Raw genomic sequence first — 17,531 nt, 5'->3', positions numbered from 1 at the left:
AACGAGGCCTTAGCGCCTCACCATGCCGCAATCGGGCTGGCCCTCGGGCCAGCCCGGTTCTCACGGAAATCGTATGATCCCAAAGCCGGGGCCCCGCCCCGGCAGCGTGCCCCCCTATGAAGATACGTCTCATCGCCATCGTCCTAGCTGCCTTTTTGGCCGGATGCCAGACGCAACTCGTGTCACTACGGCAGCCCCTCGTCGAAGAGGGGGAGCTTTATCTCTACACCCGCCCCTTTCCTCCGGCGGCGGAGCGCCTGAGCTTCACCCTGGAAGGGATCAGCGCGGTGCGCGAGGACGGTGCCGAGTTTCCCGTCTCCCTGGCGCTTAAGGAGGTGAGGCCTGCGGAGCTCACCCGGCAGCGTTTCCTTGGCTCATCCACCCTCCCCCCGGGAAGCTACACGGGCCTAGCCCTGCGCATCTCGCACCCGCTTTTGCGCCGCGAGGAGGGGAGCGCGGCCCTGCAGGCACCGGAACGGGTGACGATCAACGCCCCCTTCACGGTCCAAAAACAGAAAGCGCTCCTTCTCTCGCTTTCCTTTGATTACGACAACTCCATCGGGGCCGGTTTCAGATTCACCCCGGTGTTTACCGTCCGTGAGCCGCGCAGGCCTGTCGTCGGGCTGGCCGGCTACGTGACCATCCCCGAGGCCAACGCCATCGCCGTCTTCGACAAGCAGTCTGCAGAGGTCGCCGGTTTCATCGCCACCGGCAAGGCCCCCCGCGGCCTCATATTCGACCAGCAGCGCAGGCGCGCCTACGTCGCCCTCTCCGGGGATGACGCTCTGCAGGTGATCGACATGGTCACAGGCGAAGAGGTGCGCAGGATCAGGCTCACACCCGGCGACTCCCCGGAAGAACTAGCCCTCTCCCCAGACGGCAAGACGCTGCTGTCGGTCAACAAGGGTTCCAACACGGTGAGCTTCGTGGACCCGCAGGGGTATTTCGAGACGGGGCGCCTGGCGGTGGGGGATGCCCCCTCCTCGGTGCTCATCGACCCCACCGGGCAGAGAGGGTACGTATTCAACAGCTTCGCAAGCACCATGACCGTCCTCGACCTCGCACGCAGGACGGTAAGCGCCACGGTGGGGAGCGCGCCCGGAGATGGACACGGCGCGTTCAGCCGCAGCGGCGACCAGCTCTACGTGGTGCACGCGCTCAACTCGTACCTGGACGTCCTCGACCCCTTCACCCTGGCACAGCAGCGGAGGTACTACGTGGGGATGGGGGTGTGCGCCCTGAAAGTCGACCAGCGCTCCGGCATCGTCTACACCGGGCGCAAGTCCGATGCGTGGGTGCAGGCTCTCGAGCCCTTCACCTTCAACACCATCGCCACCGTGCCGCTGGGGGGAAGCCCGGCGTACCTCACCATCGACGCGGACGAGAACAGGCTTTACGCCGTAAACCCCGCGCGCAGGCGGGTGCAGCTCGTTAACCTGGTAAGCTACCGCCTGGAAAACGAGCTGGAGCTCCCCGCGCCCCCGCACCGGCTCGCGCTGATGGGCGAAAGGTGACCATCCGGTGCACGGCACGACGTTCAAAGGGGCAGCACTGCGACTAGCCAACGCCTGCCTTGTCTGCCTCTTCGGGAGCCTGCTGCAGCCGCAACGTGCCTCGGCGGACCTTCTCAACGGCTACCTGGAGTGGGACTACAGCCACCTCCAGTCACAGACCCGGGACGCGGCCGGCACCAGCGGCGCCCAGAAGGGGGACGGTTTGACCCAGAAGTACAGCCTGATGTTGAACAAGAGCTTTCTCCCGCTATTGTCCCTGCGCGCCGGCTACCTGTGGGAAAGCGACCGCAACTGGCTCACCGCCAACGGGTCAGAGGCCCGCTCCTCTATCACCACGTCGCTACCGAGCGTGGACCTGCTCATGGGAAGCCCGATGCTGAACGCAAGCCTTGGCTACAGCAAGAGAAAGGAGAGCGACTCCACCGCGGGGACCTCCCTTCCCGACCGCTACAACGAGGAGTACCACGCTTCCCTTGGGTGGCGGCCGGAGGGGCTTCCGGCAATGAGCCTCCTCCTGACCAGGATCAACACCTTTGACGGCCAGCGCCAGGTGGAGGACAGCATAAACGACCGGGCCACGCTGGGAATCACCTACAACGTGAAGAACCTCGACCTAAAATACCTCTTCAACTACAACGACCAAAAGGACAGGCTCCTGGGGCTCGACGTATCCCAGCTGTCCAACACCGGCACGGCAAGCTACAGCGGGCAGTTCTTCGGCGAGCGCGTATCGCTCTATTCCACCTATAACGTGAGCGAGCAGGGAACCGCCACCTCGTCCAACGGCCGGGGCATGGTGGACCGGCAGCTCTTGCCGTTTTCGGGGCTCGCCGCCCTTACCGGCCCGGGGCAGCAGTACGTGGTCCCCGAACTCGCCACACTGGAGAGCTCCCCGCTGCTCATGGACGGCAACGTGGATAACAGCGCCGGGATCGACCTCGGCCCGCAGCCGGGACCGCAGGTGAAGCGAAACTTCGGCTTCGACTTCCAGAACCCGCAGACCACGGTGAACCGGGTGCTGGTCTGGGTCGCCACTGCCAACGGCAAACGGCTCCCCGACGCCATCGCCAAGCAGTACACCTGGACCGTCTACCAAAGCCAGGACAACCTTACCTGGACCCAGGTCAGCACCGTCACCGGGCTCACCCTGGACCCGTTCCAGAACCGCTTCGAGATCAAGTTCACCCCGGTCGCCACCCGCTACCTGAAGGTGGTCGCCGCGCCGCTCGACCCGGCGCAGGTCCCCCCCGGGATCATCGGCTTCCCCTCATCCTTCAACCTCTTCGTCACCGAAATCCAGGCCTTCGCGGTGCAGAAGAACAGCACCATCCTTTCTCAGATGCTGAACACGGACGTGAAGATCCGGCTGACCGACTCACCGGCGCTCTACTACGACGGCTCCTTCTTCCTGACCAGCTCTTTGCCCAACGGCTTCACCAAATGGACGGTGAGTAACGCCCTCATGGCGGAGCACCGCTTCAACGACTGGCTCTCGGGGAGCGCGAGGGGAGCCCGGGAGGACAGCGAGGAACCGAAGGGGCACCGGGGCGCCTTCGTCTACAGCGCTTTGTTGCGCATGACTCCCCTGCCGACCCTGAGCGACACCATCACCTACTCCGGTCGCCGGGAGTCCTTTCAAGGAAAGACAAGCGGCGCTGACTCCGTGTTCATCAGCAACACCGCGGAGCTCTACCAGGGGGTGAACCTCAATGCCAGCGGCGGCCTGAGCCTGTCCAGCACCGACAGCGGAGCACGTATCAGGGCCTACAACGCTCTCTTCGGGGTGAACCTTAAGCCCCGCGGCGACCTGAGTCTCAACGCGAACTACAGCTGGAACAGCTCCTTAGCCACCGGTGCAGGTATCAGCGACACGTCCATAAGCACACAACGCGAGGACATCGGCCTCACCTATCGCCCCTTTACCACGCTCTACCTGACCAGCTCCTTTTCGCTTTTGCAGCAAAGCGGTCAGGCTGGCACCACCTTTCAGAATTACGGGATCAACTGGTCCCCGTTCCCCGACGGCACGCTGCAGTTCAACTTCGCCTACTCGGAGAACCTGGCCTCGCTGAACCAGCAAAAGAGCAAGATGCTGACCCCGGGGCTCACCTGGAAGATAACACCGCGCACCACCCTGGATGCGTCCTATCAGAGACTCAACACCTCTTCCTCCTCCGGCACCGAGAGCTCGCAGACCATAAGCGCGGTGCTCAGGAGCTCGTTCTAGGAAAGGAACGCACACTGGAGCAAGCTATGCCCAAGCGATGGATACCGCCAATCATGACCCTCGTTCTTCTTGCCCTGGCCGGCTGTGCCGGTCCAGCAGAGGTGTATCGCGACGCCAACATGGACTTCGGGGCCCTGCACACCGTCGCCATCATGCCGCTGGCCAACCTGACCCGCGAGACGTCTGCTGCGGAGCGGGTCCGAGACGTCTTCACCACCAAGCTCCTGGCAACCGGCGCACTGTACGTCATCCCCCCGGGCGAAGTCGCCCGCGGTATCAGCAGGGTCGGCATCAGCAACCCGGTGGCCCCCAGCACCGAGGAGCTCACCAAAGTGGCGGGGGTGATCAAGGCGGACGCGGTCATCACCGGCACCGTAAAAGAGTACGGGGAGGTCCGTTCCGGAAGCTCGGCTGCCAACAGCATCTCCCTCAGCTTCCAGCTTTTGGAGACCCAGACCGGCAAGGTGGTCTGGTCCGCCTCGACCACCATGGGGGGAATCGGCATCACGGACCGGCTCTTCGGCGGCGGTGGCGAACCGATGAACGACATCACCGAGCGGGCGGTTAACGATGCCATCAAGAAACTCTTTCAGTAGCCTCGTCGCCCTTCTACTCGTGCTGCTCGTCGCCGGCTGTGCTCCGCTGCGCCGTGCCGCATGGACCGGGGACGAGGCGGGCAACGCAGAGGGGGGCGTGGCCATCCTCCCCTTGCAAAACCTGAGCGGCGGGACAGCACCGGTCACCGAACTGCGGCAGGAGCTCGCCAGGCGCCTTGCCATGCGGGGCATGAAGATCCTACCGGAAGCGCAGTTGGAGCAGTTCATGGCGCGGCACCGTCTGCGCTATGTGGGGGGGGTCGACGCGGCCACGGCGCAGGCGCTACGCCGCGAGACCGGGGCGCGAGGGGTGCTCATTACCGAGGTGGAGCTCTACCGCACCCCCTTCCCTCCCCGGGTCGCCCTCACCTCACGCCTGGTGACTACGGAGGAGACCCCGAGAATCGTGCACATGGAGAGCGTTGCGCTCTCGGGAAACGACGCCCCTGGCCTTCTCGGTGTGGGGCTGGTCAGGAGGCCGCAGGAGGTGACCGACCGGGCGATCCAACTGCTGGCTGAGGCGCTGACCGGAGGAAAACCGCAGCCAATTCCGAGGGTGTCTTTGGGATCGGACTCCGTGTACCTCGCCCGCCCGCTTGAACCGGGACGGAGTTACCGGGTGGCCGTGCTCCCCTTCTTCGACAAGGGAAGCCACGGCTACGCCGGCGAGATCCTGGCGCTGCACTTCATCGGCGAGCTGGTCAGGCAGGGGAGGTTCCAGGTGATCGAGCCGGGGACGGTACGCGAAGACCTTTTGCGCTACCGGATCATCATGGAGGACGGGGTGTCGCTGGCAGACGCGGAGCTCCTCTTCGGGATGCTCAGCACGGACCTCATCCTCACCGGCGAGGTCAACGACTTCGAGGACCTGCAGGGGGCCCAGGCTGCGCCCAAGGTCGACTTTTCCGCGCTGCTCCTGGAGCGGAGCAGCCGCCGGGCGGTCTGGTCCATGGGCGACCACCGGACCGGGATGGACCGGGTCCGCTTTTTCGATATCGGCAGGATAGCCACGGCAAGCGCCCTGGCCGCCGGGATGGTGCACCAGGCGGTTGAAGAAAGCCTCGGCCGCTAGCGGGCAAGCGCGCCGCGGCGTAAGGATGGGCAGAGAGCACGACGGACAGCAGTGCACCGCACTACACACATGAAGGAAGGGACCATGAACATGAATGCGATGAAGTTACTTTTGATCACGGCACTTTGCGCTGGAACCCCGGCCTGGGCCGGCGAAGCAGCCGCCACCGCCCCAAAGGCGCCGGCCGCGCCGAGCGCCAAGCCCCGGGAAACCGTGCAGGAAAAGGGAAGCAGTGAGAAAGGGAAGCCGGCCCCCCAGAAGGAGGGGGTGACGGTCCTGCTCCAGGCCCCGACCTTCTCACCGCGCTTCGCTCAGACCCCGATCGCGCTGGTGAACGATGACCCCATCCTCATGCAGGAGTTCACCGATGCCCTCGGAAGCATTCACGAGGGGACGGGTTCCGGCGCCGATGCCAAGGCGGGTAAGAAAAACTACCAGTCGGTGCTCGATCGTCTGGTGAGCGCGCGGCTCATCATGGCCGAGGGGTTCAACATGGGGCTCGACGAGTTGCCCGAGGCGAAAAAAGGGATCAGCGACTTCTCGGCAAGTAGCCTCGGCGAAATCCTGAAGAGGCACCAGCTCGATGGGGTCAAACCGGACCAGAAGGTCGTGGACCGGATCTACCAGGACCTGGTCAAGGAGTGGAAGATCAGGTCGGTCAAGTTCGACAAGAAGGATGACGCCGACAAACTCGCGGAGCAGCTCAAGGGAGGCGGGAAGTTCGATGCACTCGCCGACAAGCTGATCGACGCCGGCAAGGTCCAGGGGGGCAAGGAGGGGGAATGGGTGCAGCCCAAGGGGCTTCTGCCCCAGATCGCCCAGGCCCTGTCCCGCATGAAGGACGGCGAGGTGACCGCGGTGCTCCCGGTCGGGCCGGCGTTCACCCTGGTGGAACTCCAGGAGGTCCGCTTCCCGAAGGGGAACGACCAGGCGCTCGAGGAGGCGACCCAGCGCGCCCTCGAACTCAAGGGTAACCAGGTCCTGGACCAGTACTGGAAGGACCTGGAGAAAAAGTACGTCACCCTGCACAAGAAGGTGCTGGACAAGCTCGACTTCGAGGCGCCCCGCCCCGGCTTCGACAAGCTTTTGAAGGACCGTCGGGTCGTGGCGGATATCCGCGGTGAAAAGCCGATCACGGTCGGCGACCTAGCCGCCGCCATCAGGGGGAAATTCTTCCACGGCATCGGCGAGGCGATCAAGATCAAGAAGGTGAACGAAGGGAAGGTCCCCGCACTGGAAGACATGCTCCTGGCAAGGGTTTTCAAGATGGAAGCGCTCAAACAGGGGATCGACCGGAGCGATGAGTACAAAAACGCCAACAAGAAGTACCGCGATTCCATCGTCTTCGGCATGTTCATCGACAAGGTAGTGGTGCCGGAAATCAAGGTGACCAACGGCGAGGTGGAGGACTACTACAAGGCACACGTGGCCGACTACTCCTCCCCGGAGATGATCAAGCTGAAGGAGCTCGTGTTCGCCAAGGGCGAGGACGCCGAAAGCGCGGCCGAGAAGTTGAGAAAAGGGGCTGAATTCCAGTGGCTTTCAGCGAACGCCGCAGGGCAGGTGCCGGCGGGAAGCGAGGGTCGACTCGAGTTCGGCGACACCCCCTGGATCACCAAGAAGCTGGCCCCGGCGGTGCAGCTCGCCCTGGCCGGTGCGAAAGGTGGCGATTTCAGGCTCTACACGAGCCCAGAGGGGTACAGCTACGTGCTGGCGGTACAGGACGTGATCCCGGCCAAGCCCGCCCCGCTGGAGAGCGCTCGCAAGGAGATCGCCAAGAAGCTCTACGGGGAGAAAGTGAACAAATCCATCGAGGAGTGGGGAGAAAAGCTCCGCAAGGCATACCAGGTGAAGCTCTACCTGGCGGAACCGGCGCAGTAGAGCGAGCAAGGAGAGACCATGTCGGGAAAGAAGAGTAAATACGGGATTCCGGTCGGCGTCGTCGCAGCCCTGCTCTATGCAGCCATCGTGCTGTGCACAAGCCCGAGCCACGCCGCAATGAGTTTCGCCAAGAAGGGGTGCCTTGACTGCCACAAGAAGTTCGCGACGCAGTACCTCGGGATGAAGGACGTGCACCCGGTCGTCAAGGAACAGAAGTGCGAGGAGTGCCACCTGCGCCACGGCATCGTGCCCAAGCTCCTTTTGAAGGAGTCGGGAAACGCGCTCTGCCTTAAGTGCCACCCCAAGGATAAGATCGGGATGAACAAGGCGAACGTGCACAGCGCCTTGAAAAACGGTAGCTGTACCCTGTGCCATTCCCCCCATGCATCCCAGTCCGCCCGGCTCTTGAAAGGTGACGGGAACCAGGTCTGCTACCAGTGCCACAAGAAGGAACTCTTCGAGAAGAAGGTTGTGCACCAGGCGCTTTCCCGCGACGGCTGCAAGGCCTGCCACGTCGCCCACAGCTCGGACCAGAAGAACCTTCTGGCCCAGGCGGAGCCGAAGCTCTGCCTGTCGTGCCACGACAGCAAGGGCGCCGGCTTCAAAAAAGCCCACGGCGGCTATCCGGTGGAAAAGGCACGCTGCACCGTATGCCACAATCCGCACTCCTCCGAAAAGCCCAAGCTCCTGAAGGGAAGCGTCCACGACCCGGTGCAGAGCGCGTCGTGTGACGGCTGCCACAACGCCCCCGCCGCGGACAACCCCTTCGGCGTCACCCAGAAAGGAAGCGAGCTCTGCTACCAGTGCCACGATGCTACGAAACTCAAGATGGGGGGAAGCGTCGAGCACGCCCCGTTCAGCGGAGGGGACTGCCTCTCCTGCCACAACCCGCACACCTCGGAGTTCTCCAAGCTCACCGTCCGCGACGGCAACGCGCTCTGCATCGGCTGCCACAAGGAAAAGGGGGCCGGGATGACCGCCCCGCATGCCGCCGTCACCACGGGGAAGGGATGCCTCTCCTGCCACAAGCCGCACGCGGCAGGGAAGAAACTCCTGGTCGCCCAGGGGGCGGATCTCTGCTACGGGTGCCACGCCAAGGTGAAGGAGAGTCAGTCCATGAGCGACGTGCACTTCCCGTTCGCCGAGGGTGACTGCACATCGTGTCACAACCCGCACGGCTCCAACATCCACGGTATGGTCAAGGCGCGCATGGACACGGTGTGCTACGGCTGCCACAGCGACAAGGAGAGCGCCTTCAAGAAGAACCACACGCACGCCCCGGTCTTGAACGGCAACTGCGTGGCCTGCCACGCCCCCCATGCCTCCGCCCAGGGTGCGCTGCTCAAGGCTCCCGCGGACGACCTCTGCGCGAAGTGCCACGCAAAGCTCATGGAGCAGGAAACCGGAGGCTCCAACCACGCACCCTTCAAACGCAAGAACTGCCTTGGGTGCCACGACTCGCACGCGTCCAACACCCCCGGGATGCTGGCCAAGAAACAGGAGACGCTCTGCCTTTCCTGCCATCTGGACATCGAGAAGGGGCTCAAGGGCAAGGGGAGCAAGCACGCCCCCCTTATGAACGGAGGGGAGTGCACCAAGTGCCACAACCCGCACAAGTCCAAGCTGAACCGCCTGCTGCTCGCGCCGAGCCCGGACCTCTGCCTCACCTGCCACAAGCAGATCAAGGAGAAGATGGGGAAGGAAACGCCGCACCAGCCTGCACAGAAAGACTGCACCACCTGCCACCGGCCGCACTTCTCCGCTGAGGGGTCCCTTTTGGCCGAGCCGGTCAGGACCACCTGCAGCGAGTGCCACGACCTGAAGTCGGAACAGTTTGGCAAGGACCACCTGAACATCAACCCGGACGGGATCAACTGCGTGAGCTGCCACAACCCGCACGCGTCCAAGGACTCCAAGTTCTTCAAGGACACGCTCCATCCCCCCTTTGCGGCACGAACCTGCGACGACTGCCATATCGTCGAGAAGCGCTGAGAGGAGTCAGCAATGAAGCAACACACCGAGATACTCATCATGATCCTGCTCGCCCTGCTCTACGTTGCCTCGGCCGCGGCGCAGGATAACGCCCTTTTGATGTTCAAGCTAAAACCCGGTGCGACAGGTAAGGTCTGCATGGACTGCCACGTCAACATCCAGGAGACGGTGAAAAAGCCGTTCGTGCACACCCCGGTCAAGTCCGGCGACTGCACCGGGTGCCACAACCCGCATACCTCGTCCCACGGTAAGCTTCTCGCCGCCGATTCGAAGCAGATCTGCGCGCAATGCCACGCCACGGTCATCCCGGCTGACGCACGCAGCAGCCACAAGCCGGTTGCCGAAGGAAACTGCATGAAGTGCCACAGCCCGCACGCCTCGGAAAACAGGTTCAACATGCTGCGCGCAGGCAACGCGCTCTGTCTCGACTGCCACAAGGCCATGGGCGACACCCTCGCCAAGGTGAAGCACAAGCACAGCCCCGTAACCACCGGCTGCCTCACCTGCCACCTCCCCCATGCCTCCAGCAAGGCGGGCTTCCTGCTCAAGGACGAGGTGCCGGCACTGTGCACCGGCTGCCACAAGGTGGACAAGCCGATCTTCATAAAGCAGCACATGAACTACCCGGTGGCCAAGGCGCGCTGCACCGCCTGCCACGACCCGCACGGCTCCGACATGCCGAGCCTCCTCTACAACAACGTGCACAAGCCGGTAGCCAGCAAGATGTGCAGCCAGTGCCACAACGATGCCACCTCAAGCTCGCCGTTGCAGACCAAGCGCAGCGGCTCCGAGCTCTGCAAGGAGTGCCACAGCGACATGGTGAACTCCACCTTCGCGAAGAACAAGGTGCACTGGCCCCTGCTGGGCAAGCAGGGTTGCCTCACCTGCCACAACCCCCACGCGGCCAAAGAGAAGGGGCTGCTCAAGGCGGATCTGATAACCGTCTGTGGCAGCTGCCACAAGGACACCATCCAGAGGCAGGAAAAGTCGCTCACCAAGCACGACCCGATCCAGAAGGGGAACTGCATGGCCTGCCACGACCCCCACGCATCGAACAGCCAGTTCCTGACCAACAAGCCGTCCATCATAGACGTCTGCGGCAAGTGCCACGACTGGCAGAAGCACTCCACCCACCCCATCGGGGACAAGATCAAGGACAAGCGCAACAAGAACCTGACCATGCAGTGCCTGAGCTGCCACCGCGCGCACGGAACCGAATACAAGCACTTCATCCCGTTCCCGACCACGAGCGATCTGTGCACCCAGTGCCATGACCAGTACAAGAGGTAAAAAGCCATGTCTCGAATCTTCATGAAATACGCCGTGCTCGGCTTCGTGCTCCTCGCCGCCACCGGCGCGTCGGCGGCGGAGCGGCTCAAGCAGGTGACCGCGGTCTACCTGGACGACAAGGGGGGGGCACTCGCCGCCCCCGAGGGGATCGCCTGCGATACCAAGGGGGGGATTGTAGTCGCCGACACGGGGAACGGCCGCCTGCTGAAATACAGCTTCAAGGATGCCGGCATCTCCGGGGGAAGCGAGGTGAAAGTGCCGCAGCTGACCGTACCGACCCGGCTGCAACTCGACTCCAAAGGGGACATCTACGCCCTGGACGGCAAACTGCGCCGCATCGCCCACCTGAAGGGGGATGGAAGCTTCGTCGGATACCTTGACCTGCACGGCGTCCCTGCCCCCGACCCTCAGATACGCAGCTTCAGGGTAGGGGCAAACGACCAGGTCTACCTCCTCGACATCCTCGGCCGAAGGGTCCTGGAGCTCGACCCAAGCGGCAACTTCCAGCGCCAGCTCCCCTTCCCTGCCGAAGCCGGCTTCTGCTCCGACCTCGCCCTGACCCGCGGGGGCGACCTCCTGCTGCTGGACAGCCTCACCTCCGTGGTCTACGCGGCATCCAAGGGTGGGGCCGAATTCAAGCCGCTGTCCAAGGACCTCAAGGAGTACGTGAGCTTCGCCACCTACCTGACCACCGACAGCCGGGGCACCATCTTCGTTATGGATCAAAACGGCAGTTCCTTGGTGACCCTCGGACCGGACGGCACCTATACCGGGCGACTGCTCGCCCTGGGATGGAAGGAGGGGCAGCTCTACTACCCCGCGCAGATCTGCGTGAGCGACGGCGGCCTTCTTGGCATAGCGGACCGGAACAACTCCCGCGCCCAGTTCTTCGAACTCATCAAGTAGGACATGAGGGGGGGAATCGCCCCCTCGTACTGCGGAAAACGCAAAGGATTGAATTATGAAGAGACGCATGCTTTGCAATGGATGGCTCGCCATCCTCATGCTGGCCTGGGCCGCCACCTCATGGGCAGCCCCCCAACCCGGCTTCAGCGTGGCCTTTCGGGCCTACCAGCAGCACGACTACCCCACCGCACTGCGGCTTTTCAAGGCCGACCACGGCGGAGACTCGTGCTACCTTCTCGGCATCATGTACTTCAGGGGAGAAGGAGTCCCCGCTGACAAGAAGGAAGCGATCCGCTGGCTCACCGAGGCCGCGGAAAAGAACCACCTCCGGGCCCAGTACAACCTCGGCATGATCTACGACAAGGGGGACGGAGTCCCGCAGGACCTGAAAGAGGCGGCCAAGTGGTACCGCATGGGGGCGGAAAAGGGGCATGTACAGTCCCAGTTCAACCTGGGGCTCATGTACACAAACGGAGAAGGTGTCCCAAAGGATCACGGCGAAGCGGTCAAGTGGCTGCGCCTGGCAGCGAGGAAGGGACACGTCAATGCGCGCAAGCTGCTCAACGTCATGGGCGAGAAGTATTGACCGCTGCAACGGGACGATCACCCCAAGGAGGAACGAGATGAAACATTTTTGCCTGGCCGCAGCCGTACTGATGATGCTGGTGGTCGCCTCAGGATGTAACAAGGCCTACGGGGTCGTCGGCACCTGGGCCAACCCGCAGGTACCGGAGACGGTCCATTTCAAGGCCGACCATACCGGGGTGTTCGTCGTGAAGGGCTACCCCTCGCTGCAGTTCACCTGGCAGGACGACAAAAACGGGATGGTGAGGCTGGACATATCGATCCAGGGAACGGTGAAATCGCTTTACGGCAAGCTCGACAACGGTGCCTTCGTCATCGCGGGGAACGGGCAGAAGGCGGTCTATCGCCGGCAGGATGACCAAAAAGGTTAAAAGGCATGAAGGTGCCCACGAAATTTTTGACCGCATTTCTGCTGGTTGCGGCCGGAGCAGGCAACGCCCTCGCCTTTCACAGCGGCGGGGTCGCCGCCTGCGACGGTTGTCACACCGTACACAACTCCTCCGGCGGGATGGCGGCGAGTACCAAGGGGTCGGCGAATCGGTACCTGCTGCAGGGCTCGGACCCGAGCTCGACCTGCCTCATCTGCCACTCCGGCTCCACCCCGACCGACAGCTACCGGGTGGCAACGAACCCACCGCCTCCCCTGGGGCTGCCGCCGGTCCAGCTGACTCCCGGGGGCGATTTTGCCTGGTTGCAGAAGAACTACAGCTGGGTCGACCCCGCCACCGGCCTCGCGGTTTCCAGCAGCGGTGATGCCCACGGGCACAACATCATCGCCAACGATTTCCTGTATTTCCAGGACGCCCGCAACGCGCTGGCTCCCGGCGGCACGTACCCTTCTGCGAGCCTCAGCTGCATCAGCTGCCATGATCCGCACGGCGGGTACCGCATCCTCGACAGTAGCGGCACGGTGGCCAAGGGGGGCAAGCCGATTGCCGGTTCCGGCTCCTACGGCGCCCTCCCCACGGCAAGCGAGGCGGTCGGGAGTTACCGGATGCTGGCGGGAGCCGGGTATGCGCCCGCCTCGTACCCCCTGGCCCCCTTCGTCAACGATCCGCCCTCCGCCGTGTCTCCCGCAACCTACAACAGGTCGGAGAGCACCTCGGACACCAGGGTCGCCTATGGCCGGGGCATGTCGGAATGGTGCGGCAACTGCCACGCCGGTCTGACACACTCCTCCTACCCCGGCGACACGGTAGGCAACCACCCCTCCGGCAACAGCGCCAAGCTCCCGGCCGACGTCGTCGCCACCTACAACGCCTACATCGCCACGGGAAACCTCGGGGGGACCGTCGCCAACGCCTACACCTCCATGGTCCCCTTCGAGGAAGGGACCTCCGACGCGACGCAACTCGCCATTGCCACCACCTCGACCGCCGGCCCCTCCGTCGATGACAACGTGACCTGTCTTACCTGCCACCGGGCGCACGCCTCCGCCTGGGACAGCGCAACCCGCTGGAACTGCGCCAAGGGGGCCTACCTCACCGTGGCAGGCTCCTGGCCCGGAATCGATGCCCCCACCCTGCAGGGGCAGTCGGGGCCCGCGTCCACCGGCAAGACCATGGCTGAATACCAGCAAGGGATGTATGGGAGACCGGCGAGCCAGTACGCGACCAACCAGTGGTCACTGTGCAACAAATGCCATGAGAACGACTCTTACAAACAGTAAATTTCCCGGCGAACTTTCTACCTGCCACCCGTCCGTTCCGTGCTCCTAAAACAAAGCGCCCCTTGATCGGGGCGTTTTTCTGTCTCAAGCGCACAGCCATACCTTCTCTTCGCTAACGCCTCAAGTTATAGCCGTTCTCCCCGATGAGTCCATCATCGGGCCGAGAGAGCACCTTCCTCTTGTTGCCGCGGGAAAGGGGACAGGCTATGCGAGGAATGAAGGCTGCCATCGCTTTTTTGCTGGTGCTGACTGTCGATATCGCCGATGGGAATGCTGGCTTCCATAACGGCTGGACCGGGGCCTGCGACGGCTGCCACGGTTCGTTGGCGGGTGCCAGTTTTTCCGCTTTGCAGCCAGGCGCCACAACGAGTGAGATATGCCTGCGCTGCCATGCGGCGGCACGACCTGAAGACTACCAGGTCGCTACAAGTCCGGCCCCTCCCCACGGGGTCCCCCCCGCCTCGCTCACCCCCGGCGGAGACTTTGCCTACCTGACCAAGCAGTACTACTGGTCCGAAGCCAACGGAGCGCGCGCGGTGAGCCCGGGAGAGCGGCACGGCCACAACATCGCCGCGCCGGCTTACGGGTACTTTCCCGATGCAACACTCACCTCATCCCCCGGCGGGACCTACCCCTCGGATGCCCTTTCCTGCATCAGTTGCCACGACCCGCACGGCAACTACCGGGTAACCGACAGCGCAGGCACTGTAACGGCGTCGGGTAATCCGGTCACCGACTCCGGCTCATATGGCGCCTCCCCAAGCGCCACAGATGCCGTCGGGAGCTATCGTCTGCTTGCCGGCAGGGGATACGGTACCAGGGGCACGAGCCACGAGTTCGTCTACGACCCGCCCATCGCGGTCGCCCCACGGGAATACAACCGCGGCGAAGATAGCGGTGATACCCGGGTCGCCTATGGCAAGGGGAGCAGCGAGTGGTGCCTGAACTGCCACAGCGGGCTGTCCAACTGGCAAGGGAGCGCCCATCTCCACCCCTCGGGGGTCGCCCTTGGTGAGGCGATAGCGAAGACCTACAACCATTACGTGAAAAGCGGCGACCTGAGCGGCAACGAGAGCGGCGCATTCACCTCTTTGGTCCCCTTCCAAAGCGGCGACCTGACCGACGTGCAGCAACTGGCCTCGATCACCACCTCCCATGCCGGTCCCAAGCCTGACGACAAGGTCATGTGCCTCACCTGCCACCGGGCGCACGCCTCTGCCTTCGACGCCATAACCAGGTGGAACACGAAGGAGACGGTCCTCACGGTGAATGGCGGCTACCCCGGCACCGATGCTGTCAACCAGGGGAGCGACCCTGGCGCCGCCGGCGGCAAGACCAGGGCGGAGTACCGCGTCGCCATGTACGATCGCGCCCCGTCGCATTTCGGCCGTTTCCAGCGCAGCCTGTGCAACAAGTGCCACGCCAGGGACTGACCCGGGCCGGGTCAGGCCGCAGTTAATGGCGGCATTGCCGGCCCGCCATGCTATAATGAGCGCCATGGCCACCTTCCCTCCCATGAGACGGACGATGTACGTTGTGTTGCGACTGGTTTTGCTGATCTGCGTTTCGCTCTGGCTCGCGTTCATTATCAACCACAAGAACTACGACTACGTCCTCAACAAGACCCTGCTCAGTATCCATACCAATCTCAAAACATCCAAGCTCACAAGCGTCCTTCCTGAAGCCGTCGAGTCGATGCTGATCCAAAAGCAGAGAGGACCGCTCCAGGAGCTTCTGGACCGAAATTACAGCATCTTCGCCCTGGTGGTCACGGACTGCCGCACCGACGCCCTTTATTGCCCGGACCAGAAGGTGTTGATGACGACCTCCCCCAACCTCCTAGTCAGGAAACTTCCCGCTCGTGAGAACCTGGTCAACTATCCCTTTATCCTGCTGCGCCTGCCCGTTCCCGCCGTCGCGTCCCGCTCACAGGCGCCTCGCCCCATCATCGGAAGGCTCTACACGATCAGCACCATGCCGGCGAGCTTCGCGGACGATTACCATGAGTGGCTGAAGGATCCCTTCGGCGACTACAGCCTGTGGAAGACCTACCTCACCACCACGGTGAACAGCCTGGTAGCCGCCCTGCTGGTGTGGGTGATTCTGGAACTCTTCATCAAGATAAAGTTGATCCAGGGAAGGGCCGCTCTGGAAAGGGAGCGCATCCTCATTGCCAACGCAGACAAATATCTGCGCCGGATGGAAGACAAAGAGGCCCAGATCGCCGAGCAGGAAAAGGCCTCTTATGCCCAGTTCGAGGTCCTTATCGGCCGGATCAAGGAGCTAGAGGCCACCCTGCACCATGACAGGGAACAGCAGCTCGCTGCCGAAGCGATAATCCATTCCATCGAACAGGAATGGCAAGCGCAGGTGGTGCAATTCAGGGAACAGCTGGAACAGACGGGCCGGGAAAAGGCCGCCTTGCTGAGCGAAGTGACACGATACCGAAGCGCATCGGGAAAGGAAAAAGAGGAGGCGTCACGAACCCTCACCAACGCGATCTCCACCCCCTTCGAGAACGCGCTGGAACGCGAGCTCAGGGAAACACTCGCCTCCGCGACGAAGGCGAAATCGGACGCGTGGAGGGTGCTGCACCAGGTTGACGTCGCGATGGGAAAAGAGGTAAGCCGTTTCATTGACAGCGTGGTGATCAGCAAGGACTGCATCGCGGTGATCGAAGCGAAGAACTATTCCGGCAGCATCTTCGCAGATGGGGACGTGGAGAATACCGGGTGGCACTGCCGGCCGGGGAACCGCGCAGCGGTGGCGATCAAGGCGAGCTGGGGGGTGAATCCGTACCACCAGGTACGTGAGTACGTGATGACCCTGATGAACGTGGTCAATACCCGTGGCAGTTGGCGGCTGCCCGTTTATGGAGTCATCGTCTTCCCCGGCGGGGCTGACCTCTCCGGGATAGGAGAGCGGCTCGGCAAATTCTATCGGGTGACCAGCAGCGACCGGCTCATCGCCACCCTGGACAACATCGAAGCCGAGGCCCGTCGCGAGAATGCCCACACGAAAAGGCCCCAGCCGTTGCAGGTCGAGGAGTTGGTACTGGGGCGTAGAACCATGAAAAACACCGCAAAGCTCGCGGCAAGATGATCTGACACCTGCTCACTATCTGCGTCTGGATAACAAAAAGGCCAGTCAGCTGTTTCAGCTAACTGGCCGTCCGGCGCTTTCCCAATGTGATATTTTGACAAGCGTATTCCGCAGCTTCGGTTCCGAGACTGAGACAAAATATTAGGAATCTGCAGTGTAGTGAAGTCCCCCTCTATTGACTTCGAAAAAAGAAGCCGCAAATACTAAAATGACTTGAGAGAGAGGAGCTGTGTCTGTAATGATTCGTTGGCTCTTGATCGGCGTACACCATCGTACTGATAGATGACAAAGGACGCGAGCCAACTAAGACAGAGTGAAGTTGACAACCATAAAACTGGTAGTATCAGTTTAACAAAACCAACCCCGCCGTGAGGACTGGGGCGGATAGTACAGGGTCTTCCTTCAGGAAGATGGTCGGGCTGCCACCGAATTATCTGCCGGCAACTCGGCCTTTTTTCTGCCCGCACGAAGCGCAGCATTTTAGAGAGGAGCTCGCTAAGCCGAGGACAACACTGTCGGCAAGCCAACAACTCATCGGCGCAGAAATGGAAAAGTCCCGACGGCCGACACCGATCCTCACCGTCAACGCCCCTGAAGTGGTGGCGACGCCCATATGCGAAGCCTGTCGACCATCGTGCCGGTGATTGACGGGCGGAGCTTTTCACCTCTTTCAACTGCCCCATCTTGCATTTATCCA

The 17,531-nt window shown here is 62.7% G+C and carries 13 protein-coding genes; all 13 read left to right on the top strand.

Annotated features, from left to right (window positions below; translation table 11 throughout):
- Positions 1-116: 116 nt before the first annotated feature.
- The 13 genes from E4633_RS14600 (at position 117) to E4633_RS14540 (ending at position 16,834) form a co-directional block, all read left to right on the top strand.
- Positions 117-1,514, top strand: a complete 1,398-nt coding sequence (locus E4633_RS14600; RefSeq protein ID WP_135871226.1) for a YncE family protein — start codon at positions 117-119, stop codon at positions 1,512-1,514.
- A 7-nt stretch (positions 1,515-1,521) separates the two neighbouring features.
- Positions 1,522-3,741 carry a hypothetical protein gene (locus E4633_RS14595; RefSeq protein WP_135871225.1) on the top strand — a complete coding sequence of 740 codons (2,220 nt, stop codon included), beginning with the start codon at positions 1,522-1,524 and terminating at the stop codon, positions 3,739-3,741.
- A 26-nt stretch (positions 3,742-3,767) separates the two neighbouring features.
- Positions 3,768-4,337, top strand: coding sequence for a GNA1162 family protein (locus E4633_RS14590; protein WP_135871223.1), 570 nt, complete (start codon positions 3,768-3,770; stop codon positions 4,335-4,337).
- Positions 4,312-5,409: a hypothetical protein gene (locus E4633_RS14585; RefSeq protein WP_135871221.1), complete on the top strand. Its 1,098-nt coding sequence runs from the start codon at positions 4,312-4,314 to the stop codon at positions 5,407-5,409. The genes E4633_RS14590 and E4633_RS14585 overlap by 26 nt, the downstream gene beginning before the upstream one ends.
- A gap of 84 nt (positions 5,410-5,493) precedes the next feature.
- Positions 5,494-7,290, top strand: a complete 1,797-nt coding sequence (locus E4633_RS14580) for a peptidylprolyl isomerase (RefSeq protein WP_162604999.1) — start codon at positions 5,494-5,496, stop codon at positions 7,288-7,290.
- Between the two features lie 18 nt (positions 7,291-7,308).
- Positions 7,309-9,282 carry a cytochrome c3 family protein gene (locus E4633_RS14575; protein WP_135871217.1) on the top strand — a complete coding sequence of 658 codons (1,974 nt, stop codon included), beginning with the start codon at positions 7,309-7,311 and terminating at the stop codon, positions 9,280-9,282.
- 12 nt (positions 9,283-9,294) lie between these two features.
- The gene (locus tag E4633_RS14570; protein ID WP_135871215.1) at positions 9,295-10,572 is read left to right on the top strand and encodes a cytochrome c3 family protein; all 1,278 of its coding nucleotides are present in this window, start codon (positions 9,295-9,297) and stop codon (positions 10,570-10,572) included.
- 6 nt (positions 10,573-10,578) lie between these two features.
- On the top strand, positions 10,579-11,478 hold the full coding sequence (locus E4633_RS14565) for an NHL repeat-containing protein (RefSeq protein ID WP_135871213.1): 900 nt from the start codon (positions 10,579-10,581) through the stop codon (positions 11,476-11,478).
- A 55-nt stretch (positions 11,479-11,533) separates the two neighbouring features.
- Positions 11,534-12,064, top strand: a complete 531-nt coding sequence (locus tag E4633_RS14560) for a tetratricopeptide repeat protein (protein ID WP_246038147.1) — start codon at positions 11,534-11,536, stop codon at positions 12,062-12,064.
- Positions 12,065-12,101: 37 nt separating this feature from the next.
- The gene (locus tag E4633_RS14555) at positions 12,102-12,434 is read left to right on the top strand and encodes a hypothetical protein (protein WP_135871211.1); all 333 of its coding nucleotides are present in this window, start codon (positions 12,102-12,104) and stop codon (positions 12,432-12,434) included.
- Positions 12,435-12,460: 26 nt separating this feature from the next.
- On the top strand, positions 12,461-13,732 hold the full coding sequence (locus tag E4633_RS14550) for a cytochrome C (protein WP_246038145.1): 1,272 nt from the start codon (positions 12,461-12,463) through the stop codon (positions 13,730-13,732).
- Between the two features lie 206 nt (positions 13,733-13,938).
- Positions 13,939-15,165, top strand: coding sequence for a hypothetical protein (locus E4633_RS14545; protein WP_135871207.1), 1,227 nt, complete (start codon positions 13,939-13,941; stop codon positions 15,163-15,165).
- A 94-nt stretch (positions 15,166-15,259) separates the two neighbouring features.
- Positions 15,260-16,834: a nuclease-related domain-containing protein gene (locus E4633_RS14540; RefSeq protein WP_162604998.1), complete on the top strand. Its 1,575-nt coding sequence runs from the start codon at positions 15,260-15,262 to the stop codon at positions 16,832-16,834.
- Positions 16,835-17,531 lie beyond the last annotated feature (697 nt).

The organism is Geomonas terrae (assembly GCF_004791675.1).
GTDB classification, from domain to species: domain Bacteria; phylum Desulfobacterota; class Desulfuromonadia; order Geobacterales; family Geobacteraceae; genus Geomonas; species Geomonas edaphica.
This window is presented reverse-complemented; position numbering and strand designations above follow the sequence as displayed.